This is a genomic window from Dietzia aurantiaca, from assembly GCF_021033825.1.
GTDB classification, from domain to species: domain Bacteria; phylum Actinomycetota; class Actinomycetes; order Mycobacteriales; family Mycobacteriaceae; genus Dietzia; species Dietzia aurantiaca.
Genome location: NZ_JAIFXZ010000016.1, coordinates 45,461 through 70,192, shown reverse-complemented (window position 1 = coordinate 70,192; position 24,732 = coordinate 45,461). Strand labels below are relative to the sequence as shown.

General features: G+C 69.5%; 21 protein-coding genes, 1 tRNA gene, 1 other RNA gene and 1 pseudogene. 13 read left to right on the top strand and 11 right to left on the bottom strand.

Going from position 1 to position 24,732, the window contains the following annotated elements; all coding sequences use genetic code 11:
* Position 1: 1 nt before the first annotated feature.
* The 6 genes from nuoE to K3888_RS15125 form a co-directional block, all read right to left on the bottom strand.
* On the bottom strand, positions 2 to 802 hold the full coding sequence (gene nuoE, locus K3888_RS15150; protein WP_230931112.1) for an NADH-quinone oxidoreductase subunit NuoE: 801 nt from the start codon (positions 800 to 802) through the stop codon (positions 2 to 4).
* Positions 799 to 2,148: an NADH dehydrogenase (quinone) subunit D gene (gene nuoD, locus K3888_RS15145; RefSeq protein ID WP_230931111.1), complete on the bottom strand. Its 1,350-nt coding sequence runs from the start codon at positions 2,146 to 2,148 to the stop codon at positions 799 to 801. The genes nuoE and nuoD overlap by 4 nt, the downstream gene beginning before the upstream one ends.
* Complete coding sequence (locus K3888_RS15140) at positions 2,145 to 2,942, bottom strand: NADH-quinone oxidoreductase subunit C (protein WP_372459581.1); 798 nt, start codon at positions 2,940 to 2,942, stop codon at positions 2,145 to 2,147. The genes nuoD and K3888_RS15140 overlap by 4 nt, the downstream gene beginning before the upstream one ends.
* Positions 2,939 to 3,493: a NuoB/complex I 20 kDa subunit family protein gene (locus tag K3888_RS15135; RefSeq protein ID WP_230931110.1), complete on the bottom strand. Its 555-nt coding sequence runs from the start codon at positions 3,491 to 3,493 to the stop codon at positions 2,939 to 2,941. Before K3888_RS15135 ends, K3888_RS15140 begins: the two co-directional genes overlap by 4 nt.
* 57 nt (positions 3,494 to 3,550) lie before the next feature.
* A complete protein-coding gene (locus tag K3888_RS15130; RefSeq protein ID WP_230931109.1) occupies positions 3,551 to 3,910 on the bottom strand; it encodes an NADH-quinone oxidoreductase subunit A in 360 nt (119 codons plus the stop codon).
* A 198-nt stretch (positions 3,911 to 4,108) separates the two neighbouring features.
* The gene (locus tag K3888_RS15125; RefSeq protein WP_230931108.1) at positions 4,109 to 4,525 is read right to left on the bottom strand and encodes a DNA-binding transcriptional response regulator; all 417 of its coding nucleotides are present in this window, start codon (positions 4,523 to 4,525) and stop codon (positions 4,109 to 4,111) included.
* On the opposite strand from K3888_RS15125, the gene K3888_RS17925 reads away from it, so the two are divergent.
* The 6 genes from K3888_RS17925 (at position 4,515) to K3888_RS15095 (ending at position 11,841) form a co-directional block, all read left to right on the top strand.
* Entirely contained in the window at positions 4,515 to 5,729 is a 1,215-nt protein-coding gene (locus tag K3888_RS17925; RefSeq protein ID WP_230931107.1) for a PucR family transcriptional regulator, read from the top strand. The two genes, K3888_RS15125 and K3888_RS17925, sit on opposite strands and share 11 nt — an antisense overlap.
* Before the next feature lie 168 nt (positions 5,730 to 5,897).
* Positions 5,898 to 7,235, top strand: coding sequence for a short-chain fatty acid transporter (locus K3888_RS15115; protein ID WP_230931106.1), 1,338 nt, complete (start codon positions 5,898 to 5,900; stop codon positions 7,233 to 7,235).
* Positions 7,236 to 7,245: 10 nt separating this feature from the next.
* Positions 7,246 to 9,279, top strand: coding sequence for an acetoacetate--CoA ligase (locus tag K3888_RS15110; RefSeq protein ID WP_230931105.1), 2,034 nt, complete (start codon positions 7,246 to 7,248; stop codon positions 9,277 to 9,279).
* Positions 9,280 to 9,449: 170 nt separating this feature from the next.
* Complete coding sequence (locus K3888_RS15105; RefSeq protein WP_230931104.1) at positions 9,450 to 9,884, top strand: hypothetical protein; 435 nt, start codon at positions 9,450 to 9,452, stop codon at positions 9,882 to 9,884.
* Positions 9,881 to 10,474: a MarR family transcriptional regulator gene (locus tag K3888_RS15100; RefSeq protein ID WP_230931103.1), complete on the top strand. Its 594-nt coding sequence runs from the start codon at positions 9,881 to 9,883 to the stop codon at positions 10,472 to 10,474. The genes K3888_RS15105 and K3888_RS15100 overlap by 4 nt, the downstream gene beginning before the upstream one ends.
* Entirely contained in the window at positions 10,471 to 11,841 is a 1,371-nt protein-coding gene (locus K3888_RS15095) for a PEP/pyruvate-binding domain-containing protein (RefSeq protein WP_230931102.1), read from the top strand. Before K3888_RS15100 ends, K3888_RS15095 begins: the two co-directional genes overlap by 4 nt.
* Before the next feature lie 42 nt (positions 11,842 to 11,883).
* Here the strand turns inward: K3888_RS15095 and K3888_RS15090 are convergent.
* Positions 11,884 to 11,971: transfer RNA gene (locus tag K3888_RS15090), tRNA-Ser, on the bottom strand.
* A 141-nt stretch (positions 11,972 to 12,112) separates the two neighbouring features.
* Between K3888_RS15090 and ffs the strand changes: the two genes are divergently transcribed.
* From ffs to recR, 5 genes and pseudogenes are all read left to right on the top strand, one after another.
* An RNA gene (gene ffs, locus K3888_RS15085) (signal recognition particle sRNA small type) lies at positions 12,113 to 12,207 on the top strand.
* Positions 12,208 to 12,258: 51 nt separating this feature from the next.
* A complete protein-coding gene (locus tag K3888_RS15080) occupies positions 12,259 to 13,527 on the top strand; it encodes an aspartate aminotransferase type Ic (RefSeq protein WP_308282006.1) in 1,269 nt (422 codons plus the stop codon).
* 527 nt (positions 13,528 to 14,054) lie between these two features.
* Positions 14,055 to 16,703 (top strand): DNA polymerase III subunit gamma and tau, encoded by a 2,649-nt coding sequence (locus K3888_RS15075; RefSeq protein ID WP_230931101.1) that lies wholly within the window; start codon positions 14,055 to 14,057, stop codon positions 16,701 to 16,703.
* A gap of 125 nt (positions 16,704 to 16,828) precedes the next feature.
* Entirely contained in the window at positions 16,829 to 17,164 is a 336-nt protein-coding gene (locus K3888_RS15070; RefSeq protein ID WP_230931100.1) for a YbaB/EbfC family nucleoid-associated protein, read from the top strand.
* A gap of 81 nt (positions 17,165 to 17,245) precedes the next feature.
* Positions 17,246 to 17,851 (top strand): annotated as a pseudogene (gene recR / locus K3888_RS15065) (recombination mediator RecR); the annotation flags it as partial.
* A gap of 177 nt (positions 17,852 to 18,028) precedes the next feature.
* On the opposite strand, the gene K3888_RS15060 reads toward recR, so the two are convergent.
* The 3 genes from K3888_RS15060 to K3888_RS15050 form a co-directional block, all read right to left on the bottom strand.
* Positions 18,029 to 18,958: an amidohydrolase family protein gene (locus K3888_RS15060; RefSeq protein ID WP_230931099.1), complete on the bottom strand. Its 930-nt coding sequence runs from the start codon at positions 18,956 to 18,958 to the stop codon at positions 18,029 to 18,031.
* Positions 18,959 to 19,060: 102 nt separating this feature from the next.
* The gene (locus tag K3888_RS15055) at positions 19,061 to 19,945 is read right to left on the bottom strand and encodes a type 1 glutamine amidotransferase (RefSeq protein ID WP_269075240.1); all 885 of its coding nucleotides are present in this window, start codon (positions 19,943 to 19,945) and stop codon (positions 19,061 to 19,063) included.
* Positions 19,942 to 21,291 (bottom strand): MurT ligase domain-containing protein, encoded by a 1,350-nt coding sequence (locus tag K3888_RS15050; RefSeq protein ID WP_230931098.1) that lies wholly within the window; start codon positions 21,289 to 21,291, stop codon positions 19,942 to 19,944. Before K3888_RS15050 ends, K3888_RS15055 begins: the two co-directional genes overlap by 4 nt.
* A 115-nt stretch (positions 21,292 to 21,406) precedes the next feature.
* Between K3888_RS15050 and K3888_RS15045 the strand changes: the two genes are divergently transcribed.
* Together K3888_RS15045 and K3888_RS15040 are read left to right on the top strand one after the other, a co-directional pair.
* Entirely contained in the window at positions 21,407 to 22,816 is a 1,410-nt protein-coding gene (locus tag K3888_RS15045; protein WP_230931097.1) for a TrkH family potassium uptake protein, read from the top strand.
* Positions 22,817 to 22,843: 27 nt separating this feature from the next.
* On the top strand, positions 22,844 to 23,524 hold the full coding sequence (locus K3888_RS15040; protein WP_230931096.1) for a potassium channel family protein: 681 nt from the start codon (positions 22,844 to 22,846) through the stop codon (positions 23,522 to 23,524).
* A gap of 5 nt (positions 23,525 to 23,529) precedes the next feature.
* Here K3888_RS15040 and K3888_RS15035 read toward each other — a convergent pair whose 3' ends face one another.
* The gene (locus K3888_RS15035; RefSeq protein WP_230931095.1) at positions 23,530 to 24,600 is read right to left on the bottom strand and encodes a serine hydrolase; all 1,071 of its coding nucleotides are present in this window, start codon (positions 24,598 to 24,600) and stop codon (positions 23,530 to 23,532) included.
* Positions 24,601 to 24,732: the final 132 nt, after the last annotated feature.

Sequence of the window (24,732 nt, the reverse complement as noted above, 5' to 3'; positions counted from 1 at the left end):
ATCAGGCCTCCTCGTCCGGGGTGGGGGCGGTGTCGTCGCGTGTGGACCCGCCGGGATCGGGCGCGCGCATGTCGTGCTCGCGCGCGGTGCGCAGTCCGGCCAGGGTGGCCTCGCCGGGCGCGCCGTCGTTCGCGCCGGGGCGGGGGTCGGGGAAGCCTGCGAGGATGCGGGAGGTCTCCCGGAACGTGCACAGCGGGGCGCCGCGCGTGGGCGTCACGGCCTCGCCGGCGCGCAGTTCGTCGACGACGCGCCGCGCCTTGCCGGGCGTCTGGTCGTCGAAGAACTCCCAGTTCACCATCACCACCGGCGCGTAGTCGCAGGCCGCGTTGCACTCGATCCGTTCGAGCGTGACGCGCCCGTCGTCGGTGGTGCCGGGCCCGTCGAGGCCCAGGTGGGCGGCGAGGTCGGCATAGATCTCGTCGCCGCCCATCACCGCGCAGAGGGTGTTGGTACACACCCCGACGAGGTAGTCGCCCGTGGGCGTGCGTCGGTACATGGAGTAGAAGGTGGCCACCGCCATGACCTCCGCGGGGGAGAGGTCGACGACGACGGCGCAGAACTCGATCCCGGCCGGGGTCAGGTACCCGTCCTCCGCCTGGACCAGATGCAGCAGCGGCAGCAGCGCCGAGCGGGCCTGAGGATACCGGGAGACGATCTGATCGGCGTCGGCCCGGAGGCGGCTCCGCACGTCGGCGGGGTACGCGCGGCGGGCGTCCGGCCGGACGACCTCGCCGGGTTCGTCGGCCAGGCGGCCGAACTGGAGGAACACCGGCTCGCCGCGGGACCGCTGCGGAGTGCTCATCGGTCCACCCCTCCCATCACGGGGTCGATGCTGGCCACGGAGGCGATCACGTCGGCGATCATCCCGCCCTCGCACATGGCGGCGACGGCCTGCAGGTTGGTGAACGACGGGTCGCGGTAGTGCACCCGGTACGGGCGGGTGCCACCGTCGGAGACCATGTGCACGCCCAGCTCGCCGCGCGGCGACTCGACCGGCACGTACACCTGGCCGGGCGGCACGGGGAATCCCTCGGTGACCAGCTTGAAGTGGTGGATCAGCGCCTCCATGGAGCTGTCCATGATGTGACGGATGTGTTCCTGGGAGTTGCCGAGGCCGTCAGGGCCGACCTTGAGCCGGGCGGGCCAGGCGATCTTGGGGTCGTCGACCATCACCGGGCCGGGGGCGAGCCGGTCCAGGCACTGCTCGACGATCTTCAGTGACTCCTTCATCTCGTCGATGCGGATGACGAATCGGTCGTAGCAGTCGCCGGCCGATCCCGTGACCACGTCGAACTCGTAGTTCTCGTAGCCGCAGTAGGGGTCGGAGCGGCGCACGTCGTGCGGCAGGCCGGTCGCGCGCAGGACCGGGCCGGTCACGCCGAGGGCCATGCAGCCGGTCAGATCCAGGTAGCCGATGCCGGACAACCGCATCTTCCAGATGGGATTCTCCCGCAGCAGCAGTTCCATCTCGCGGATCCGCCCCGGCAGCACCTCGAGCAGGTCGCGGACCATGGGCACGGCCTCGTCGGGCAGGTCCTGCACCACCCCGCCCGGCCGGACGTAGGCGTGGTTCATCCGCAGCCCGCTGATCACCTCGAACACGTCGAGGATCAGCTCGCGATCGCGGAACCCGAACAGCATCGGGGTGGTGGCGCCCAACTCCATGCCGGCCGTGGCCACCGCGACCAGGTGGGAGGCGATGCGGTTGAGCTCCATGAGCATCACGCGGATCACCGACGCCCGCTCGGGGACCCGGTCGGTGATCCCGAGCAGCTTCTCCACCCCGAGGCAGTAGGCCACCTCGTTGAAGAACGGTGACAGGTAGTCCATGCGGGTGACGAAGGTGACGCCCTGGGTCCAGTAGCGGAACTCGAGGTTCTTCTCGATCCCCGTGTGCAGGTAGCCGATCCCGCAGCGGGCCTGCGTGACCGTCTCGCCCTCGATCTCGAGGATCAACCGCAGCACCCCGTGGGTCGACGGGTGCTGCGGGCCCATGTTGACCACGATGCGGTCGTCGTCGGCATTGCGCGCGGCCGCGCTGATCGCGTCCCAGTCCTGCCCGGAGGCGGTGAGGATCGTGTCGGAGGCCTCGCTGCCCGGGCCGGCGGTGCGGCGGGTGCGACGCGCGCCGCTGCGGTCGGTGCTCATGAGTACGCCCTCCGCTCATCCGGCGGCGGCACGGTCGCGCCCTTGTACTGCACCGGGATGCCGCCCAGCGGGTAGTCCTTGCGCTGCGGGTGGCCCTCCCAGTCGTCCGGCATCTCGATCCGGGTCAGCGACGGATGACCGTCGAAGATCACGCCGAAGAAGTCGTAGGCCTCCCGCTCGTGCCAGTCCGTCGTGGGATACACGCGGGTCAGCGACGGGACGTGCGGGTCCGAATCCGGCGCGCACGTCTCCAGCATCACGCGGCGGTTGTGGGTGATGGACTGCAGCGGATACACCACGTGCAGCTCGCGGCCGGTCGCGTCCGGGTAGTGCACCCCGCTGGCGCCCAGCGACATCTCGAACCGCAGCGCCGGATCATCCCGCAGCGTCCGGGCCACCGTCGGCAAATGTTCACGCACCACGTGCAGGGTCAGCTGGCCGGCGTGGACCGCGACCCGCTCGACGGCCTCGTCGAAGCCCGGCCCACCCTGCCGCCGCAGGGCTGCCGTGAGGCCCTCGATGACGGCGTTGTCGTCGTCGTTCTCATACGGCGGTTCCGACCCGCCCGGCAGTGCCGTCGGGCGGACCAGGCCGCCGAACCCCGACGTGTCCCCCGACCCGCGGACACCGAACATGCCGCGGCGCTCGCCGACCAGCTCCGGCCCGGCGCGGTGCGTATCGGGCACCGCGAACTCACCGGCTGTAGAGGGGGCGTCGCGGCGGCCGGGTACATCACGTCGGTCGGGCGCGTCACGCCGATCGGGTGCGTCGCCGCGGTCCGGGGTGTCCGTCATCGGAACATCCCCTCGACCGGGATCAACGGGCGCTCGTCCAGGGCGGCCTGCTCGGCGGCCTTCACCGCCTCCACCCGGTTGACGCCCAGCGGCATCGACTCGATCTTGGTGTGCAGCGTGAGGATGGCGTGCATGAGCATCTCCGGGCGCGGCGGACAGCCGGGCAGGTAGATGTCGACGGGCACGATGTGGTCGACGCCCTGGACGATCGCGTAGTTGTTGAACATCCCGCCGGACGACGCGCACACGCCCATCGCCAGCACCCACTTGGGCTCGGCCATCTGGTCGTACACCTGGCGCAGCACCGGGGCCATCTTCTGGCTCACCCGGCCCGCGACGATCATCAGGTCCGCCTGGCGCGGCGAGGCGCGGAACACCTCCGTGCCGAAACGCGCCAGGTCGTAGCGGCCGCCACTGGTGGCCATCATCTCGATCGCGCAGCACGCCAACCCGAACGTGGCCGGCCACAGCGACCCCTTGCGGAAGTATCCGGCGAGCTGCTCGACCGTGGTCAGCAGGAACCCGGCCGGCACCTTCTCCTCGAGTCCCATGGCCGTGCTCCTTTCCTGTATCTCGCGTGCGTCCGCGCGTGTCGCGGACGCTGCCGTCTAGTCCCAGCTCAATCCGCCGCGCCGCCACTCGTAGGCGTAGGCGACGGAGACGTTGACGACGAACAGGGCCATCGCGGCCAGGCCGAACAGGCCCAGTTCGTCGAAGTAGACGGCCCACGGGTACAGGAAGAGGATCTCGATGCCGAAGATGATGAAGAGCATCGCCGTGAGGTAGTACTTCACCGGGAAACGGCCGCCGCCCGCCGGCTGCGGGGTGGGCTGGATGCCGCACTCGTAGGCCTCGACCTTGGCCCGGTTGAAGCGGCTCGGCCCCGCCAGTGACGAGACGAACGACGAGAACACGGCGAACGCGACGGCCAGGCCCCCGAGGACCAGAATGGGCACATACTCGTTCACGTCGGTGTCACTCCCTCGCGCCTGGTCGAGGGCGTGCCTGTGGGCACACCTCTCCTGCAACCGCAGGGGGTCCGGGAGGCCTGTCGTGGTGGGTTCTCCAGGGCCCCGTCTCCCCGGTGATCCGGTTCTCACCGGTCACTGACTGTGACTCTACTCACATAGCTTCGACGGGTGTCGGCACTTCGGTCAGACCGCGTGTCAGGGGTGTGGTCGGGACCCGGCGAGGAGCTCGTTGACAGTGTCGCGCAGCGTCAGTGGGTCGATCGGGTGGGCGACGGAGGCGTCCGCGCGGGACCAGTCCGCGAGCCAGCGGTCGTCGGCCCGGCCGATCAGGACGAGGATCGGCGGGCAGTGGTCGAGCTCGTCGCGCAGCTGCTTGGCTAGGCCCAGGCCGCCGGTGGGGGCGGCCTCGCCGTCGAGGATCGCCAGATCGATCCCGCCGGCGTCCAGGTGGGCGATCGCGGCAGCGGAGGTGGCCACCTCGACGTGGTCCAGCCGCGGCAGATCCGGGTGCGGGCGCGTGCCCAGGGCGGAGATGACGCGGCCACGGGTGCTGGTGTCGTTGCTGTAGACGAGCACGCGAAGACTGACTTCATCGCGTGAGGTGTCGGTCATCGTCCGAGCGTATCGCGGAGGATTTCGCGGCCGTGTCACAATCCGCTACATGGATTCGGGTGACGCGCGTGGCGCTGCCATTAACGCTCTCATCGAGCGCGAGCAGGTTCTCATCAAGCAGGTCATATCCTACGTCCGGCAGACGTATCCGACCTACGAGTCGGTGTCGGACGACGTCCTCACTTCCTCTTTCAGCCAGAACATCGACATGTGCATCCGCGGGGTGGTGGACGGGCCCAGGCCCCGGAGCCACAAGCTGCGTGCACATGCGCAGATCGCCAGGAAGCGCTTCGAGCAGGGTGTCCCCGTGGAGGATCTCATCCGGTCGTACAAGCACAGCATCGGGCTCATCGCCGATGCTCTGACTGACTTGTTCGACGCGCACGGCGTCTCGCCCTTCGAGAGCCTCCGCGCGTACCGGCAGATCTGGATGGTAAGCGACGTGTACTCGGCCGTTCTCGTCGAGGTCTACCGGCAGCATCAGCTGCAGCTCGACACGCGGAATCATGCCATCAAGAACGACTTCATCGACCGCCTACGCTCCGGAGACTTCGACGACAGCGTGCTCGCCACGGCCCAGACCCACTTCCAGCTCCGCGCCGACGTTGACTATCGGGGCTTCGTTGCCGCGATGGTGGGAGACACCGAGCACGACATTTATTCGCTGCTCGCGACACTGGAGCCCCAGATCTTCGGTCATCGGGGGGTGTGTGCGATTCGTGGAGACGTCATCGTGGGCATCTGCCGGGACGTCTTCGACACGGGCGACGGTCTGTCTGTGTCCTACGGGCGGCCCCGTCCCCTTCAGAACATCGAGGACTCTCTCGAGATCGCCCGACGGGTGGCCAGCACATCCACCGCACTTCAAGCGGGTAATCACCACCTCGAGGAAGTGGGCTGGCGGGTGTCCGTCGATCCGGAGTCTCCGGTCGTCGATCTCTTCGACGCGCGCTTTCGGCAACCCCTCCTCTCGGCCCAGATCGATGCGGCCTCGACCCTGCACAGTGTCGAGGTGTATCTGAGCCGGAATCGCTCGTACAGGAACGCCGCGAGAGAACTCAACTGTCATCCGAATACCCTGCGGTACCGGATCTCCAGGTTTGCGGAGATCACCGGTTGCTCGGTCGACGACACGGAGACCGCTACCTCGCTGCAGTGGTACTTCGAGTTGTGCGCCAGGAGTGGGGAGCTGAGGCGAGGTTGAACGGCAGCTTCGCCGCGTGACGGCCACAGCCCTGCATCTTTGTAATCCAGAACGAGACGGACGCAACAATTTCGGGCTGGCGTCCATCATCTTTTGTGACCGGCGATAGCAGAATGCTTCGAGTGCCGGGGCGCCCTCGCCCTCCCCTATTCAAAAGGAAAACCGCCGATGCGCGTACTGTCGCGCTATCTCAACCTTCTCGTCGAGAAGTACCTTCCCAGCGCATTCCTGTTCGCCCTGATCTTGACCGTCCTGACCCTGATCATGGGGATGACCCTCGGGGGTCAGTCTCTGCCGGAGATGGCCGAGCACTGGTACGGCGGATTCTGGGGCTTCCTGGAGTTCGGTATGCAGATGGTGGTGGTACTGGTCACCGGTTACGCGCTCGCGAAGGCTCCTCTGGTCAACCGATTCCTCACCCGCCTGGCCGGCATTCCGAAGACCCAGCTCGCCGCACTCGTCTTGACGATGTGCGTCTCGGCGGCACTGGGCATCGTCAGTTGGGGCCTGGGCTTCGTCGGCGGCACGCTCGTCGCGATCGAGGTGGCAAAGCGTGTCAAGGTTGCGGACTTCCGACTCCTGGTCGCTGCCTCGTACACAGCTGTCATCGCCACCCAGCCGGTATCGATCGCGCTCACCGCTCCGCTGCTGGTCAACACGCCCGGGCACAGCCTGGAGGCTGAGATTGGGCTGATCCCGGTCACCGAGACGCTGTACAGCCCGACGATGATCAGCGCGGCTGTGTTCGGCTTCATCGGCGTGCTCGTCGCCTTCATCTTCATGGCGCCGAAGAGTGAGGACGTGGTCGCGTTCTCGGGTATTTCCGAGCCGGAGCAGGCTCCGGACCCGTCTCAGTCCCCGGGGGAGAAGCCCGTTTCGGAGCGCATCAACAACAGCCGGATCATCAACTACATCATCGTGGTCCTCGGTCTTATCGGCATCGGCACGTACTTCGTCGCAGAGGGCTTCAACCTCGAGCTCAACATCATCAACTTTATCTTCCTCATCGTCGGTATCGCTCTCCACGGGAGTCCGGCGAAGTACGCCAAGTGCATCACTGATGGCATCCCCGCGGCATCGGGGATCGTGCTGCAGTTCCCGTTCTACGCGGGAATCATCGGGATGATGGGTGGTGCGGGGCTGATCGCTCTGATCGGCGGATGGTTCGCATCCATTTCCACCGAGGCGACATTCCCGCTGTTCGCCTATGTCTCGGCGATGATCATCAACGTCTTCGTCCCTTCGGCTGGCGGCCAGTGGCAGATCCAGGGCCCTGTGATGCTCGAAGCGATCAGCGCCATGAACGTTTCCCCTGCGACTCTCGTCAATGCGGTGTCAGTCGGCGACATGACGACCAACCTCCTGCAGCCGTTCTTCGTGCTCGCCGCGCTCGGCTTGTCCGGCCTGGGGCTCAAGGACATCTGGGGCTACTGCATGACGGCCATGGTGGTTCTTATGGTGATCTGCTCGGCTATCTTCCTGCTCGTCCCGGTCCTCGGGTGGTGAACGGCAGATGATGGACAGGCACACGGAACGCACAGTCGCGCGCGTTAAAACCTGGGCGCCGTCAGCTGAGCGGGTCGAGCGGTCGGATATCCGGGCATTCCAGAACTGGCTACACGACGTCCGCGGAGTGCAGCTGGCCGAAACGCGGGGGGCTCCGAGAACGTACGCTGAACTCCACCGATGGAGCGTTGAGAACATCGACGACTTCTGGGAGTCGGTATGGGAGTACTACGACGTCATCGGCGAGCGCGGAGCGGGTCCCGTTCGTAACGGGGCGTCCATCTCCGAGACGTCCTGGTTCCCGGGGGCACGTCTGAACTACGCGGAGAACCTCTTGCGATTCGCTGCCATGGATCCAGACCGGGAGGCTGTCGTCGGACTGCACGAATCCCGGGATCGCGAGGCCGTGACCTGGCGAGAACTCGAGGAGCGGACAGCATCGCTCGCCGCGCACTTCCGCTCGCTCGGCGTGCGACCGGGTGACGTGGTGTGCGCGGTTCTGCCGAACATCCCGGAGACGATCATCGCATTGTTGGCTACCGCATCCGTTGGGGCAATCTGGTCCGTGGTCAACACCGACTTCGGCGTCCGGGGAGTCAGCGATCGCTTCGCGCAGATCGCCCCGAAGGTCCTGCTCACGGTCGACGGCTACGACTTCAACGGACGCTACCGCGACATGACAGAGGGGCTCCCGGAACTTGTCGACGCCCTGCCGTCGATCGAGCATCACGTCATGGTGGACACTCGGGGGGTCTCGAGCCGCGAGTCCCCGGCGATCCGCGTGCCGAGCATCCGGTTGTCGGCGATCATGTCGGTTCCTGCGCAGCCCACGTACGAGCGGGTCGAGTTCTCCCATCCGCTGTGGGTGTTGTACTCCTCGGGGACTACCGGAAAGCCGAAGGGGATCGTCCACGGTCACGGTGGAGTTGTCCTCGAGGTCAACAAGGCCAACGGGCTCCAGTACGACCTCAGCTTGGGCGACCGGGTGTACTTCGCGGTGTCGACCACGTGGGTGGCCTGGAACATGCTGGTCGATTCGATGATGCGCGGGGCAACCATCATCACCTATGACGGAGCGCCGGCGTTCGGCACGCAGGCCAGGCATCTGGAGATCTGCGCGGAAGAGAGGGTGACGTTTCTCGGTGTCGGCGCCGCGGTGTTGACCGGGATTGAGCGCTCCGGTATCTCGCCTCGTGACCACTACGACTTCTCATCGCTCGACTCGATTCTGTCGACCGGGTCGCCGTTGCCGGAATCGACCTGGCTGTGGATCCACGATGAAATGAAGCGCGATGTGCATTTGGGTTCCGATTCCGGCGGGACCGATATCGCTTCGGGGATCGTTGGGTCGAATCCGCTGGATCCCACCTTTGTCGGCGAGCTCCAGGGGGCTTATCTGGGTGTTGCTGCCGACACTGTGGATTCGGAGGGGCGTCCCGTGGTCGGGGAGGTCGGCGAACTGGTGATAACCGAGGCTTTGCCGTCCATGCCGGTGTCCTTCTGGAACGACCCCGACCGAAGCAGGTACCGCAGCGCCTACTTCGAGGATTTTCCCGGGATGTGGCGTCAGGGGGATTGGGCGACCAGGCGGGCAGAGGGATCCTTCGTCATCCACGGGCGCTCTGATTCCACGATTAATCGCGGCGGGATCCGGATGGGGTCGGCTGATATCTGCGAGGTGGTGGATTCGGTTCCGGGTGTGCGTGTGTCGATGGTGATCGGCGCCGAACTCAGCGGAGGGGATTACTACATGCCGCTGTTCGTTGTGCCCGATGACGGCGTTGTGGTCGACGATGATCTACGGAACGCCATCGTGGCCGAGATTCGGTCGAAGGTGTCGCCGAGATACGTACCTGACGAGATCATCGCCGCACCGTCGGTGCCACGGACCCGCACCGGGAAGTTGATGGAGGTGCCGGTCAAGCAAATCTATCAAGGTGCGGACCCGGACGCAGTGAGTCTCACGGTGACAGACGAGCCGGACACGTTGCTGTGGTACGTCGACCGGGCGGCGGCCTTCGCTCGTGAGCGAGAGGCGGACTAGAGCGAGTCCGGAGTGGCTGAGGCGCTGCGAGTTCGGCCGGTGCGCGGTAGCAACTCTGGCGCCTCCACCGCGTGATGCCGCACTCGCGTCAGCTGGCTCGCATTCTCGCCCTCCGAGGTTGGGTCAATATTGTGTTGACAACACAATGTTGATCGGGGAGTGTGGGGCCCATGGAACCCACTGGTGAGGCACGCGAGGCCGCCGAGGTCGACGCGGCACGACGACATCTCCTCGAGGCGGGGGCCGACCGGCTGGCGCGCCAGCCGTGGCAGCCGAGCTGGGCCCCGCCCGACGACGCGACTCTGCTCAGATTCGCTGTGCGCCAGGCGGGTGCCGGGGTGGGGCGGGTCGAGCACGCCGATGTTCGCGCCGCGCTGGCCCTGGTCGAGACCGCGCGGGAGGACCTGGACGCGCTGGAATCGGCGCTCATCCTCATCGCACGCGCCGAGGGTCTGACCTGGCCGGACATCGCCCGCCAGCTGAGGGTGCGCACGCCGCAGGCGGCACAGCAGCGTTTCCGCCGGGTGTCGACGCGCGTGGAGGCCGCCAGGGAGGGCGCCGGTGGGGGTGACGAGGCCGACGACGAAGAGGCGGTCCGCCAATGACCGCCGCAGATTTCCCGGTCCTGCACGCGGTCAGGCTCGGGGGATTCGCCGACTCGGAGCGGGTTGCCGAACGTGCGATGCTGCCGGGTCCGGCGGTCGAAGTAACCCTGCGCGAACTGGAGTCGCGGGGATACGTGGAGTTCATGGACTTCACCGGCTCCGGGGGCTGGATCCTTACCGAGGGCGGACGGATGCACGATGCTCGGCTGCAGGCGGACGAGATGGCCGGCCCGGGAATCCGAGGTCTCGTGGAGTCGGCCGCCGCGGAGTTCGAGCAGGTCAACCCCCGGTTGGTTCGGGTGGTGACCGAGTGGCAGCTGGCGGGGGTGGACAGTGATCGGAGCAAGGCGCGGGAACGGGTGATCTCAGAGCTCGGCGACCTATATCTCGAGTTCGACGAACTTATGGAGCAACTCGTTGGGGCGGTGCCGCGATACGGTCGCTACCCGAGGCAGTTCGCGAGCGCAGTCGACAGGGCCCGGACAGGTGAGGACGAGTGGATCGCCGGGATCGGGATTCCGTCCTGCCACGCCGTGTGGGCCGAACTGCACCAGGACTTCATCTCCGGACTGGGCCGGGAACGTCGATGACCACTGCGCCGGGAGGCCAGACCGCCGGAGGGGGACGGTGCGGTACGGGGAGGGGCAGACCAGAGGGGAGCGGATCGGACCCGGGGCGCCAACGGCTGGTCGACCTCGCCGAGGCGCACGGCCCGGAGGTCGGGGGTAAGGCGGCGCCGCTGGCGGAACTGCTGCGCGCCGGGTTCGACGTCCCACCCGGATTCGTGGTCCCCAGGTGCGTCTTCCGGGACGTGGTCGCCGGTCTCGGCATCGCCGGGCCGACGCAGGAGGCCCGCGAGAAGCTCCTCGCCACCGCACTGCCCCCCTCGGTCGACGGCGCCACCGTCCGTGCGCTTGACCGTCTCACCGGGCGATCGACTTCGGGGTGCGTGGCGGTGCGCTCGTCGTCGTCATCGGAGGACACCGACCGGCGTTCGGCGGCGGGGCAGCACCACAGCGCGCTCGCCGTGCGGGGTCGCGTCGGGGTGCGCGACGCGATCCGGGCGTGCTGGGCGTCGACATGGAACGAGCGGGCCGTCGCCTACCGCGCGCATGTGGCCCGCGGCAACGGGGGCGCCCGCAGCGATGAGGGCGCCGGCGCGGACGCGGGGGAGATGGCCGTGCTGGTACAGGAGTGGGTCGACCCGCAGGTGTCCGGAGTGATGTTCACGTGGCCCGAGGCGACCGGCGGCTCGGGTGCGGTCACGGTGATCGAGGCGACGTGGGGGATCGGCGACGGGCTCGTCTCCGGGCGGGTGACCCCGGACTCCTGGACCGTCGACGGGACCGGCGTACTCGCTCGTCGGATCGGGGCGAAGGCTGAACGTGGCGATCGGGTCGGCGGGCGGATCGTCACCTCCCCGGTGCCCGCGGCGGACCGGGCCCGGCCGTGTCTCCGCGACGACGACGTGCGGACGCTGCACGGGCTCGGCGTCCGGATCTCGCAGGTGCTCGGTGGTCCCAGGGACGTGGAGTGGGCGCTCGAAGGCGACCGGATCCGGGTCCTCCAGGCGCGGCCGGTGACCGCGGAGTTGCCGGCGCCGGCTCCTGCGCCGCAGGCCCCGGGGCGCGATGTGCTGCGCGGGGTCGCCGGCGCGGCGGGGACGGCCACCGGACGTGTCCGTCACGTGCGGGGGCCGGCGGACTTTCGTCGGGTGAGGCCGGGGGACGTGCTCGTCTGCCGTGAGACCGATCCGGCGTGGACCCCGCTGTTCACCGTCGCGGCGGCGGTCATCACGGCGACGGGCGGGGTGCTCTCGCACGCGGCGATCGTGGCGCGGGAGGTGGGGATCCCGGCGGTGCTCGGGGTGGAGGCCGCGACGGCCCGACTCGCGGCGGACGCAGTGGTCCACGTCGATGGCGGCACAGGGGCGATCACGCTGGTGGGCCCAAAATGAGAGACGCGGCCCGGGCTCGAGAGCTCCGGGCCGCGTCTGCGGCGGAGGATAGGGGATTTGAACCCCTGAGGGGCTATAAACCCCAACCCGCGTTCCAGGCGAGCGCCATAGGCCACTAGGCGAATCCTCCGTGGAGCACTTTACCCAGCCCGGTTGATCGGAGGCAAACCACGGCACGGCGGGCGTGGCGCGGGCGGCGCCTGGGTGGCGGACGACGCGCGTCGCGGGATGGGTCATGTGCGGGCTCGGGGGTCGCACCGCTAGACTCGTCCACGGACCCCGCGCGGCGTCCATCCTGTGAACTCCCCCAGGGCCGGAAGGCAGCAAGGGTCAGCGGGCTCTGGCGGGTGCGCGGGGTCCCCTTATATCTAGAGGGCACCACCATCACCCCAGTTGCCGAACCCGACGGAGGCCACCGTGGCGCTGTCCGATCTCTCCACCGCCGATCTCGCTCAGCTCGAGTCGCAACTGTTCTCGGAGTTTGACGCGTTGGCGGCGACAGGGCTGAGTCTGGATCTGACGCGCGGTAAGCCCTCGCCCGAGCAGCTCGATCTGTCCGAGCGGCTGCTCTCCCTGCCCGGCGAGGGCGACCACATGGCCGGTGGGACCGATGTGCGCAACTACGGCGGCGGTGCGGGTCTGCCCGAACTGCGGTCGATCTTCGCCGAGCTGCTGGGCGTGGCTGTGGACCGGGTGATCGCGCAGGACAACGCGAGCCTGTCGATCATGTACGACCTGCTGACGTTCGCGATGCTGTTCGGCACGCCCGACTCCCTCCGGCCGTGGAAGGACGAGCCGCAGCTGCGCTGGCTGTGTCCCGTGCCCGGTTACGACCGCCACTTCGGGATCACCGAGGCGCTGGGCATCGAGATGGTGCCGGTGACGCTGGGCCCGACCGGTCCGGACATGGACGAGGTCGAGCGGCTCGTCGCCGAGGATCCGTCGATCAAGGGCATGTGGTGCGTGCCGATCTTCTCCAACCCCACGGGCGCGGTCTACGACGACCACACGGTCTCCCGTCTGGCCCGTATGGCCACCGCCGCCCCCGACTTCCGGGTGATCTGGGACAACGCCTACGTCGTCCACACCCTCACCAACGACTTCCCCAAGGTGCCGGACGTCGACACGATCGCCGCCGAGGCCGGGTACCCGAATCGCTTCCTGCAGGTCTGTTCGACCTCCAAGATCACCTTCGCCGGGGCGGGCGTGTCGTTCCTGTCCTCGTCCAGGGCGAACCTCGACTGGTACCTCGGCCACACCGGGATCCGGTCCATCGGCCCCAACAAGGTCAACCAGTTGGCGCACGCCCGGTTCTTCGGCGACGCCGACGGGGTTCGCTCGCACATGCTCAGGCACCGCGAGAGCGTCGCGCCGAAGTTCGAGGCCGCCGACGCCGCGCTGACCCGCCGGCTCGGTGAGTACGGCGTCGCGAGCTGGGTGATGCCCGAGGGCGGCTATTTCATCGATCTCGAGGTGGTCGACGGCACCGCGACCGAGACCGTGCGCCTGGCCAAGGAGCTCGGCGTGGCCCTGACGCCCGCCGGGTCGGCCTACCCGTACGGCAACGATCCGGATGATCGCCACATCCGCCTGGCGCCGACCTTGCCTCCGCTGGTGGAGGTAGAGACCGCGATGGATGTCGTGGGGTTGTGCGTGCTGCTCGCCGCCTGCCGCGCTGCTGGCTGACCCGACAACCACGTCCTCCGGCGCGTGTAACAACCGGTCCGGCATCGTTACCGGGCCGGGGGTCAACTGTTGTCGGTGCGTCAGTTCGCGTGAGAGGTCGGGCCCCTCGGGGTGACCTGCGCATCTCCAGCGCGGTGATCTGGGACACGTTATAAAAATCAAGCGTGCCGGGACTGACGGGTGTCTGCGGTCTTGACGTGCGATAACTCCGCGGGGCCCGATTGTTGATCAGTCGTCAATAGGGTGAAGACCTTGAACCCCTCGTGGCGGTCTGGTTGTATCAAACTCGTCCGAGCCGCACGGGTCGGGTGCCGGAGTGCAGCTGAGGGGCTGCGAGGGGCCGGCGCCGATGACCCGGTTCGGGAACCGCGCCGCGGGGTCTGAGGGGGCCTATCGCCGCGCGAGGGACGTCGGGAGGGGCTGCGCATGCGCGGCCCCTCCGGTCATTTCCCCACACGCCACGTTGGCCGCATGGCCCGGTCGCCGTCCCCATCGTGGTTGTCAGACCCCCTCGGTACCCTCTAGGCGTGGCTCTCTATCGGAAGTATCGTCCCGCCTCGTTCGCCGAGGTAGTGGGGCAGGAGCACGTCACCGATCCGCTCTCGGTGGCGTTGTCCTCCGGTCGTATCAACCACGCCTACCTGTTCTCCGGGCCGCGCGGCTGCGGCAAGACCTCGTCCGCGCGGATCCTCGCCCGCTCGCTCAACTGCGTCCAGGGGCCCACGCCCGACCCGTGCGGTGAGTGCGATTCGTGCATCGCGCTCGCGCCCGGAGGCAACGGCACCCTGGACGTCACGGAGCTCGACGCGGCCAGCCACGGCGGCGTGGACGACACGCGCGACCTGCGTGAACGCGCGTTCTTCGCGCCGGCGTCCTCGCGGTACCGGGTGCTCATCATCGATGAGGCCCACATGGTCACCAACGCGGGTTTCAACGCGTTGCTCAAGATCGTGGAGGAGCCGCCGGAGCACCTCATCTTCATCTTCGCCACCACCGAGCCGGAGAAGGTCCTGCCGACCATCCGCTCGCGCACGCACCACTACCCGTTCCGGCTGCTCACGCCGTCGTCGATGCGCGGGCTGGTCGAGCGGATCAGCGAGCAGGAGGGCGTGAACGTCGACCCGACGGTGTTCCCGCTGGTCATCCGGGCCGGTGGCGGGTCGCCGCGAGACACCCTCAGTGTGCTGGACCAGCTGATGGCCGGCGCCGGGGACGAGGGAATCACCTACCCCCGGGCCGTCGCGCTGCTGGGCGCCACCGAGGTCGCGCTGATCGACGATTCCGTGGACGCGCTGGCGGCCGGGGACGGGGCCACACTGTTCCGGACCGTCGACAAGGTGGTCGAGGCCGGACACGATCCGCGCCGGTTCGCGGCCGACCTTCTGCAGCGGCTGCGCGATCTGATCATGGTGCAGTCGGTGCCGCAGGCCATCGAGCGCGGGCTCGTCGACGCGCCCGTCGAGCAGGCGGACACGATGCGCCGCCAGGCCGAGAACATCGGGCCCGCCACGCTCGCCCGCTGCGCAGACATGGTGCACGAGGGAATGGCGTCGATGCGTGGGGCGACCTCGCCGCGGCTGTTGCTCGAGATTCTCTGCGCCAAGCTCTTGCTGCCGTCGGCGGATGATTCCGTGGCCGCGCTGCTCCAGCGAGTCGAGTCGCTCGAGGCCGGGCGGCCCGCCGTAGGGGGAGGTGCCCCGGCCGCCACCGCGGGCGCCGGTGGTGGCGGAGGTTCCGCCCCGGGTGGGAGCGGGCCTGACGACGACAACGCCGCCCCCGCCCCCGCCGGTCACCCGCCCGCGGCGCAGTCCTCCGGCGCTGCGGCTCCCGCCGAAGGCCGGCCGAAGTTCGTCCGCCGGTCGCAGCAGCAGGCCGCCGATGCCGCGGCCGGCGCGGCTGCGGCGAACCCGTCGGCGGCAGTGCCCACTCCCACTCCGCCGACTCCTGTGCCGCCCGCCGCTCCGGCCGCCCAGGCGACCGGGCCCGCTCCGACCACGGAGAGTCCCGAGCCTGCTCCGGCCACGCAGAATCCCGAGTCCGAGCCTGCCGCAGAGCAGGCGCCGGGCCAGGCGCGGGCGCCCCGGGTTCCTGAGTCGCAGGCTCCAGCCGATCAGGCAGAGCCCCCACAGCCGTACGCCGAGCCCCGGGAACCCGAGCCCGCGGACGAGCCGGCTGCCGCTCCGAACCCCGCGGCGCCGGTGGTTCCCGGCGAATCCGTCGCACAGCAACAGGCCGACCACCAGACTCAGCACGACGCACCCCCGGCGGTTGTGCCGGCTGAGGAGCAGTCCGACACTTCGCAGGCCGAGCAGGGGGCCGCGCGGCCGTCTGCACCGACTGACGATCCGTGGCACGAGCAGACCACGGCGGGGAAGTCCCCTGCCGAGCAGCGGGCCCGGCCACAGCAGCCTGAGATGCCCGAGCAGTCACCTCGGGCGGGCGCCGCTCCGCAGCCCGCCCCGCCTGCGGCACCTGCTACAGAACCGGCCCCGGCAGAGTCGGCTCCCGCTGCTCCCGCTGCTCCCGCTGCTGCCGACGCGGGCACGGGTGCGGGTCTCGAGGCCGAGGACATCCGCCGTGCCTGGCCCGCCATCCGTGACGCCGTGCGTAAGCGGACCAGGACCGTCGAGGTCATGCTCGCCGGTGCGACCGTGGCCGCGGTCAACGGCCGGATGATCCACCTGGTCCACGACTACGCACCGTTGGCCAAGCGACTGGCGCAGCCGCACAACGCCACCGCCATCACCGACTCGATCACCGAGGTCGTGGGCGGCGAGTGGACCATCGAGTGCACCTCCGGCAGTATGCCCGCAGGTGGCGCAGCCCCCGCCTCCGATCAGTCGGCGGCCAGGGGAGGCGCCGCAGGCCCGGCCGGCGGGGCTGCCGGAGCGCCCCCGCAGGCCGAACCCCGGGGTTGGGAGCGTCGGCTCCAGGGACGCACCGAGGGGCAGTCCGGTGGCGGACAGAGCGGGTACGACGACATCCCGCCGCCGCCCGAGGAGCCCGAACCGGAACCCGGCGAACCCGACGCGCCGCCAGCGGCGCCGATCTCCGAGGATGAGATGGTCGACGAGGCCCGCAGCAGCGGCCCGCAGAATCTCGACCACCGCACCGGTGAGGACATCGCGCTGGCCCTGCTCAAGGAGCACCTCGGGGCTCGCCCGATCGACCGCTGACCCACCCGCGGCGGCGCGGGCACGGCACTGTGTCCGATCGGACGGTTACGCTGGGTGCCGACCGACCGGGGCCGACCCCGGGCAGGAACAGGCAGAGCCCAGTACACCGCCGAAAGGACCCCCAGATGCAGCCCGGACCCGACATGAACGCACTCCTCCAGCAGGCCCAGCAGATGCAGGCCCAGCTCGCCGAGGCGCAGCAGGAGATCGCCGCGAGCACGGTCGACGGCCAGGCCGGCGGCGGGCTCGTCACCGTCTCCATGCGCGGCACGGGTGAGGTCACCGGCGTGGCGATCGACCCGAAGGTCGTCGACCCGGAGGATGTAGACACCTTGCAGGACCTCCTCGTCGGCGCGTTCGGCGACGCTCACGTCAAGGTCCAGCAGCTCGCCGAGAACCGCCTCGGCCCGCTGGCCTCCGGCGGCGGCCTCGGTGACATGATGGGCGGCCTCGGAATGTGAGCCTGCGGGGCCCGGAATGTTCCGGGTCCCGCAACCCGACGGTGTTCTCGCCGCCGGGACAGCAAGATCACGGGAAGCGCGATGTACGAAGGACCGGTTCAGAATCTGATCGACGAGTTCGGCAAGCTGCCGGGCATCGGTCCGAAGTCGGCACAACGCCTGGCGTTCCACCTGCTGCAGGCCGAGCCGGAGTCGGTCGAGCGCCTCCGTTCGGCGCTCCAGGCCGTCGTGGAGGGCGTCACCTACTGCGAGATCTGCGGTACCGTCGCCGCCGCCGAACGCTGCCGCATCTGCTCCGACCCCCGCCGCGACCCCAGCCTCGTGTGCGTCGTCGAAGAGCCCAAGGACATCGAGGCCATCGAGCGGACGCGCGAGTTCCACGGTCTGTACCACGTCCTCGGCGGCGCACTCGATCCCATCAACGGCATAGGGCCCAACGAACTGCGGATCGCCGGACTGATGCGCCGCGTGGGCCAGGAATTCGAGGGTGCCGAGATCGCCGAGATCATCATCGCCACAGACCCCAACACCACTGGCGAGGCGACCAGCACGTACCTCGCGCGACTGCTGCGTCCGTTCCCCGATCTCGTGGTGTCCCGCCTGGCCTCCGGCCTACCGATGGGGGCGGACCTCGAGTTCGCCGACGAGCTCACCCTGGGCAGCGCGCTGTCCGGGCGGCGCATCCTCTCCGGAACACCCGGCCAGGCCGTTTCGCGGTCGGGTGGAGTGCTTCAGCCCGAGCAGGTGGATACCCCGCCCCGGTCGCGGGATGCGTCGTCGGCAGAGCCGACGGCTGGGTCGCCGGAGGCGTCCGAGCAGGAGTCCGGGACCGGCCCGGACATCAGCTACCCGGGTCAGGCCTCGTCAGAGGTCGAACAGCCGGGCGGCGTTTCCGTGCCACACCGCCCGTAGCCAGTCCTCGCCCAGCCCGAGCCCGATCAGAGCCTCGAGCTGCTCGGCGTACGGGTACGGGATGTTCGGGAAGTCCGTTCCCAGCAGGATCTTGTCACCCAGGTCCGCGAGCCGTCCGCGTTCCGCCGGTGGGAACGGCAGGGTCTCCTCGACGAAGTCGGTGAACGCCATGGTCGTGTCCAGGTAGACGTTCGGGTACTTCTCGGTCAGATCCAGGAACTCCGAGTACTCGCCCATCCCCATGTGGGCGATGATCAGCGGCAGCGTCGGGAACCTCTCGAGCACTGCGGCGATCGGCTCCGGCCCGGTGAACGTCCCCGGCACCGGGCCGCCGCCACAGTGGATGACCGTCGGCACCTGCGCCTCGGTCAGCTGTCCCCACACCGGGTCGAGCAGCGGATCGCGAGGGTCGTACTCGCCCACCTGGATGTGGGACTTGAACACCCTCGTGCCGGCGTCGATCGCGTCGCGGACGTAATCCCCGGCGCTCGGCTCGGGAAAGAACGTCGACGTGTGCAGGCAGTCGGGGTGGCGTGAGGAGAATTCCGCCGACCACGAATTGAGCCACGCGCCCATCTCCGGCTTGTGCGGGTAGAGCATCGACGAGAACGCCAGTACCCCGTAGGAGCGCAGACGCTCGACACGTGCGTCCTCGGCCTCGCGGTAGGTGATCGGCCACGGGCGGCCGATCTTCGGCCCGGCGGCACTGAAGTAGTCCCACACCTTGTCCATCACGTTCTTCGGCATGAAGTGCGTGTGGACGTCGATGATTCCCGGAAGGCCCAGCGGCTCCCACAGGGCGCACACCTGCGCTGCCTCGACCGCGGGATCGGGAGGGGTCACGGTGCCGGTAAGGGATGCTGGGCCGTGGTGATCACACATGTTCCAGAGGGTAGGTCAGCGCGGCTCGGCAGCACCCGGGATCGGTCACCCGGAGCGTCCGCTCACCCCCGTCGTCGTTGTGAACCGGGGCGGGTCAGCCGATCACCGCCGGGCGGCCGCGATGCGCTCGCGACGCAACTGCTTTACGGCGGCGATGTCTATCGGCGGCAGCGAATCCACGCCCAGCGCCCGACACAGCAGCAGATCCGCCAGCTCCGGGTTCCGGGCGAGCGCGGGACCGTGCATGTAGGTCGCGATGATCGACCCCTGCACCACACCCTCGACCCGCTGGCCGGCGCCAGGGCCGGAGGCGGCACCGTCAACGTCGTAGGAGCCGGCCGGGACTCCGTTGCCGGTACCCGAGACGACGCGGCCGAGCGGCTTGGCTGAAGGGCCGAGGACGGTGGCGCCCATGTGGTTCTCGAAACCCGTCAACGGTTGCGACAGCCCGCCGAGCTGTGGGTCCACCACCAGCTCACCGATCGAGCGGCTCGCCTGCGGCGACGTGGTGATGTCGAGCAGGCCGAGGCCGGGCGCGCGAGAGCCGTCCGAGACGACGAACCACTCGCCGAACACCTGCATCCCGGCGCAGATCGCAAGCACCGGAGCGCCACGCTCGACCGCACGCTGCAGGCCGGGCGACCCGGTCAGGTGCCGGGAGGCCAACTTCTGTGCAGAGTCCTCTCCGCCGCCGACCGTGTAGAGATCGCAGGAGTCGGGGACCTCGTCGTCGAGGGTGATCCGCACGATCTCGGCGTCGTAGCCCCGCCACCGCAGACGCTGGCGCAGGACGAGGGAGTTGCCGTCGTCTCCGTAGGTTCCCATGACATCCGGCAACACCAGCCCGATCCGCACCGTCGACTCGGTGGGCCGCTGCGAGGCGGGGGAGACGGTGTCGAGCGGGGAGACGGTGGATGGCGAGGGGGCCGCGTCGGCGTCAGCTCCGCGGGCCGCGGCCGGGCGGGGAATGCTCTGGTCGTCGGTCATCGCTGCTGCTCCTTCGCGTCAGAGTTGGCGGGGCCGAATCCCGCCGCGGCGATCGCCCGGCCCAGATCACGGAACGCCGTGTAGTTGGCCAGCACCTCGACCCGGCCGGCCGGGCACCGCCGGATCGCGGCCAGAGGATCCGGTTCGCGCACGTGGTCGATCCCGGCGTACGTCAGCCGAACCGAGAGATCGGCGGCGCGCTCACCCGACGCGTACACCGACACGCCCTCGAAACTCTCGAAGCGCACGTCCCACAGCCAGGACAGATCCACGCCGTCACCGGTCTGACCGTTCACCGCGATCACCAGACCGTCGGCGGAGGTGTCGATCATGCCGAGCGCCTCCTGCCAGCCGGCCGGGTTCTTGGCCAACAGCAGGTGCGCGGCGCGCCCGTCCACGTCCACGGTCGAGTAGCGGCCCGCGACGTCGTCGACGCCCTCCACCGCCCGCACGGCGGCGGCCGGGTCCGCACCCATCGCCACCGCTGCGGCCACGGCCTGGGCCGCGTTGCCGCGATTGGCCCGCCCCGGGATCGCCAGACGCATCGGCGCCGAGAACCCGTCCGGCCCGTGGATGGCCTCGTCGTCGACCCACCAGTCCGGCTCCGGTCGCGCGAACTCGCGCCCGTCCGGCAGCGGCGCCGTCGACCGCCAGCGCACTGCGCCCGTCCCGTCGACGGTGCGGCTGATCGGCTCGCCGGTCCGCGGGCAGCTCACCGAGTCGCCCGACCACGGAGCGCCGGCGGCCACCCACAATACCGACGGATTGTCGTAGGCGACCGAGGTGATCATCACGTCGTCGCAGTTCGCGACCAGCGTGGCCTGCGGCTGCGCCGCGACCCCGGCCCGCAGCCGCCGCTCGATCGAGTTGATCTCCCCGACCCGGTCCAGCTGGTCGCGGCTCAGGTTGAGCAGCACGATCGCCTCGGGACGCGTGTTCTCCGCGACCGCCGGCGTGTGCAACTCGTCGACCTCGATCGCCGCCAGTCGGGCAGTGCGGTCGGCGCTCAGTGCGGACACGATCCCGGCGTCCATGTTGTCGCCATTGGCGTTGGACGCCACCGGGCCGGTGGTGGCGAGCGCGGCGGTGAGCATTCTCGTCGTCGTCGACTTGCCGTTGGTCCCCGTGACCAGCGCCGACCGCCGTCCTGTGGCGAGCTGCGCCATGAGGCCCGGATCGAGCTTGAGCGCCACCAGGCCGCCGATCATCCCGCCCGACCCGCGGCCCGACACCCGCGACGCCCACGTCGCCAGCCGGCTCGCCGCGACGGCCGCCCGGCCGCGCGCGGTCAGCGCCGTGGGGGGCGCGTCGGACAAGGCCGGGCGGGGGTGCGCGCGGGAACTCATGCGACGAGTCTAGGCAGGCGAGGCCGACAGACGGATGACCATTCCACCGTGCCCGCCACCGGCAGTGATCAGCATCACTCGTCGACCGGTCGTGGGAGGACTACAGTCGTCGTTCGTGTCACCACACACGCTGGGCCCCCGGCGAAGAACCGCGTCGCCCCGACCAGCCGGCACCGCGCTGGACGCGCGACGCCCGGCGCGCCTCGTGGTGGCGGGATTCCTCGCCGCCGCAGTACTGGGCACACTTCTGCTGATGCTTCCCGTCTCCTCGGCGGACGGCACCTGGACCGCGCCTCTTCCCGCGCTCTTCACCGCCACCTCCGCGGTCTGCGTGACCGGCCTGACGGTGGTCGACACGGCGGTGCACTGGTCGATCGTCGGCGACGTGGTGATCCTCCTCCTCATCCAGGTCGGTGGCCTCGGCGTGATGACCCTGGCCACGCTGCTGGGCATGCTCGTGTCCGACCGCCTGGGCCTCCGGATGGGGTTGACGGTCCTCAGCGAACGCCGCGGCGAGGGACTGGGCGACCTGCGGCGCGTGATCCTCGGCATCCTGCGCACTGCGCTCGCGGTAGAGGCGGTCATTGCGCTCGTGCTCGCCGTGCGGTTCCACCTCAGCTACGACATGCACCCGGGCCGGGCCGCCTGGTTCGGCGTGTTCCACGCGGTCTCCGCCTTCAACAATGCCGGCTTCGGCCTGCGCTCGGACAATCTGATGTCTTACGCCACGGACCCGCTCGTGATCTGGCCCATCGCCGCGGCGATCGTCGTGGGCGGCCTCGGCTTCCCTGTGCTGCTCGAACTCCGCCGGCAGCTCGCCGGCCGATACGAGACCGCCGGTGCGCGGCGCATGATCTCCGTCCACACCCGGCTCACCCTGGCCACGTACGGCGTGCTGATGGTGGTCGGAATCGTGGCGTTCGTGCTGTTGGAGTGGACCAATCAGCGGACGATCGGTGGGTGGCCGGTAATCGACAAGCTCACAGGTGCGGGCTTCCACGGGATCACCGTGCGCACGGCCGGTTTCAACACCCTCGACATCGCCCAGATGCGCACCCAGAGCTGGCTGGTCTCGGATGTCCTGATGTTCATCGGCGGCGGCAGTGCCGGTACGGCGGGCGGCATCAAGGTCACCACGTTCGCGCTGCTCGCCGTGCTGATCTGGTCGGAGGTACGCGGGGAGGCGAAGGTGCACGTCATGCGCCGGTCCGTCGCCCCCGACGTCCAGCGGCAGGCCGTCACCGTGGCATTGCTGTCCGTCGGACTGGTCTTCGCCGCCACTCTCGCCTTGTCGATCATCACCGAGTACTCGCTGGACCAGATCCTCTTCGAGGTGATCTCCGCATTCGGCACGGTCGGACTGACGACCGGCATCACCCCGTCGCTCCCAGGGGAGGCGCAGGCGCTGGTGATCCTGCTGATGTACATCGGCCGGCTCGGCCCCATCACGCTGGCCACGAGCCTGGCCCTACGCACCGTCCACCGCCACTACGACTACCCCGAGGACCGGGTCGTGGTCGGTTGACCCGGGCCGTTCCGCACGAAGGAGCACATGATGTTCGGACTTCCCAGACACGGCGGCGACCACGGTCGCGTCGCGGTGGTGGGTCTCGGTCGGTTCGGCACGGCCCTGGCGCGCACTCTTACCGAGCGCGGCATCGAGGTCCTGGCCATGGACGTCGACCCGAAGCAGGTGCAGGCCGTGGCCGACGTGCTCACCCACGCCGTGGTGGCCGACTCCACCGATGACGAGGCGCTGCGGCAGGCTGGCGTGGCCGACTACACGCACGCCGTCGTGGCGATCGGCTCGGACATCGAAGCGTCCATCCTCACCACCACCCTGCTCGCAGAGTTCGGCATCCCCGACATCTGGGCCAAGGCGGTCACCGCCACGCACGGCCGGATCCTCGACCGGGTGGGGGCCACGCACGTGGTGTTCCCCGAAGCGGAGATGGGCCGACGGGTGGGGAACATGGTCACCGCCTCGCTGTTGGACTACTCCCAGGTCGACGACGAGCTGGCCCTGGCAAAGACCCATCCACCGGGCCGACTGCTCGGGACGCCGATCGACACGGTCGCGCTGGAGGATCGCGAGGGGGTGCGGCTGGTGGCGCTCAAGCGAGATTCCGGGGGATACGCCGCGCCCGCCGAAGGCATGGTGCTAGCACCGGGCGACGTGCTGGTGGTGTGCGGGCCGCCGGACCGGGTCCGGGATTTCTCGACGCCCCGGTAGTCGGCTCAGAACCTCGCCGCACCGCCGAGCGCGTCCGCCACGTCGTAGGCGAGCTGCGACATCAGAAGGTCGGGGGTGGAGTACATGCCGTCCGAGGTGCTGATCACCGCGACCGCGTACCGGCCACTCGCGGTGTTGATGACGGCGACGTCGTGCGACTCGGTGTCCGTCTCACCGGTCTTGTTGGCCACCGAGCCCGACGGCAGGCGGTCCGGCAGCTTCCAGTTCCGCTCCTGCTCGAGCATCAGCGCCAGCACCTGCCGGGCCACCGCCGGGGTGGTCAGTGCCTCGCCGGTCTCGGCGCGGCCGTCGGCGGCCCGGACCAGTTCGTTGAGGTAGCCGACGCTGCCGAGCGCGCTCACCCGACTCCAGTCGCCGGTCCACTCGTAGTTGAACGCGCCGCCGGTGTGGAACTCGTCGGCCAGCCCGACGCGGTCGGCGATGGCGTTGATCGCCTCGATCGGGGTGCCGACGTCGGGCGCCGTGGGTCCCTCGGCCGCCAGCTCGTACAACACGTTGGCGGCCTCGTTGTCCGAGACCGTGATGGCGTCCTCGAGCAGATCCCCCAGCCGGCCGTACGGCGTCTCGGCCTCGGGATCGCCGCCCCACGCCTCGAGCGCGCCCACCGCGTAGGCCACCTTGATGACGGAGGCGGCGTAGCGCGGCTCGTCGTTGCCGGCGCACACCACCCGCTCGTCGGCAGAGTCGATGGCGAGCACACACGCCGCCAGTTCGAAGCCCTCGTCGCTCGCCTGCGCGACGGTTCCGGTCAGCAGCGGGCGCACGTCGGCCCACCCGACGGGCAGCCACCGCACGGCGTGGGAGGTGTCCTCGACCCTGCCGTCCGGCGCGGCGCGCTCGGCGGCCGGGACGACGCCCGCCCCCCTCGGATGTGCGGCCTGGGACGAGCCCGAGGAGGCGCCGGGAGCGGTCGCGGCGACCCCCAGCAGGGCGGCCAGGCACACCAGCAGATACGCGCCGACCACCCCGACGATCCAGCTGCGGGTGCGGCGGCGCGCCCGTGCCGGGGCGTCGCGCAGGTGGGCCGCAGGGGTGTCCGACCGGTACCGCGACACGGCGTCCTCCTGAGCCCGGGCCGGACGTGTGGCCGCCGGCGCTGATCGATCGGCGTCGAGACTAGCCAATGCGTCCGACATGGAGTGATCCGGACGGCGGGCGGAGGCAAAGCGGGGATGTCGGTGGCGCGT